Raw genomic sequence first — 1,561 nt, forward strand, 5'->3', positions numbered from 1 at the left:
TTGATGCGATGAAGGAGCGGGGCCTCCGCTCCTCGTGACAGTCACCCTGGTCAGGGGTTTCCCTGGGGTTGTCACGACGTACCACGACGAAGGAGGCCCCTGTGGACGAGTATGACGGCCGGCAGTATGTGGGGATAGATCTGCATCGGCGGCGCAGTGTGATCGTGCGGATGACTCCGGACGGCGAGCGGATCGGGCCGGTGGTGCGTATCGCCAGCGACCCGGTCGAGTTCGCCGCGCAGGTCAGTTCGTGGGGCGAGGCCCCGGAGGTGGTGCTGGAGGCCACCTACGGCTGGTACTGGGCTGCGGACGTCCTCACCGACGCCGGCGCCACGGTGCACCTGGCTCACCCGTTGGGGGTGAAGGGCTTCGCGTACCGGCGGGTCAAGAACGACGAGCGTGACGCCGCCGACCTGGCTGACCTGCTGCGCATGGGCCGTCTGCCTGAGGCGTGGATCGCGCCGCCGCAGGTGCGGGCGTTGCGGGAGTCGGTGCGGCATCGGGCCAAGCTCGTCGCGTTGCGTTCCGGGCTCAAGGCGCAGGTCCACGCCGTGCTCGCCCGGCAGGGCGTCACCCTGGCGCCCTCGGACGTGTTCGGCGTCGCCGGCCGTCGGCAGCTCGACGAGCTGCGCCTCGACCCACCGTTCCAGGCCCGCGTGCTGTCGCTGCTCCGGTTGATCGACGCGTACACCTTCGAGATCGACATGGTCGGCAAGCGGGTCAGCGCCGAGTTGAAGCACCACGCGGGGTTCCGGGCGATCCAGGCCCTGCCCGGCGTGGGTCCCGTGCTGGGCGCGGTGTTCGTCGCCGAGATCGGCGACGTGACCCGTTTCGCCCGTCCGCAGCAGCTGTGCTCCTGGGCCGGCATGACACCCCGGCACCGCGAGTCGGACACGAAAGTCCACCGTGGGCGCATCACCAAGCAGGGCAACAACCTCGTCCGCTGGGCCGCGGTCGAAGCCGTCCAACGCGTCCACCACGGGCCCCTCGCGGACACCAAGGCCCGGCTCGCTGCCCGGCGAGGCAACAACATCGCCAAGGTCGCCGCCGCCCGCGAACTACTCACCCTCGTCTACTACGGCCTCCGCGACGGACACATCCGCTGCCTGGCCACCACCCCGGCATGAACACCCCCGGTCCCGGCGCGGCCAGGCGCGAGGTCGTGGTCTGTCTGACCCCCGCCGGCGTGGTCGAGTGATTTGATTGACCCCGCCTGGCCGCGGCCGTTTCACTTCATGCCACCAGGGCAGACCCGCGTGGCGAAGGAATGACCGGCACCGGGACCCTCCCGGCTTGCCAACTCGTCCACATTACGGACGGTGAAGAACACGGCCACACCCCCACAACTTCACCAGCTGAGCGTGTGTCTCCCGGCGCACCGATTCTGCGCCGCGCGGGATCGGCGTCAAGACCAAGCCGCTGACGCGGTCGACCTCCGGTCGAGTCTTGACCCCGACCCCTTACCGGCGTTTGCCTGCACCGAGCCGGGAATCAGCACAAACCGGTCGCAAGCAGTCCGACCAAGAAGGGTTGACACGGCCCCACTCCTTCAGGAATGACA

1 protein-coding gene is annotated in these 1,561 nt (G+C 69.2%); it reads left to right on the top strand.

The genetic code is table 11. The annotated features are described in order from the left end of the window. The first annotated feature begins 101 nt into the window (after window positions 1–101). A complete protein-coding gene (locus KBX37_RS33765; RefSeq protein WP_210779872.1) occupies window positions 102–1,127 on the top strand; it encodes an IS110 family transposase in 1,026 nt (341 codons plus the stop codon). Window positions 1,128–1,561 lie beyond the last annotated feature (434 nt).

Source organism: Micromonospora sp. U56, from assembly GCF_018070095.1.
Classification (GTDB): Bacteria; Actinomycetota; Actinomycetes; order Mycobacteriales; family Micromonosporaceae; genus Micromonospora; species Micromonospora purpureochromogenes.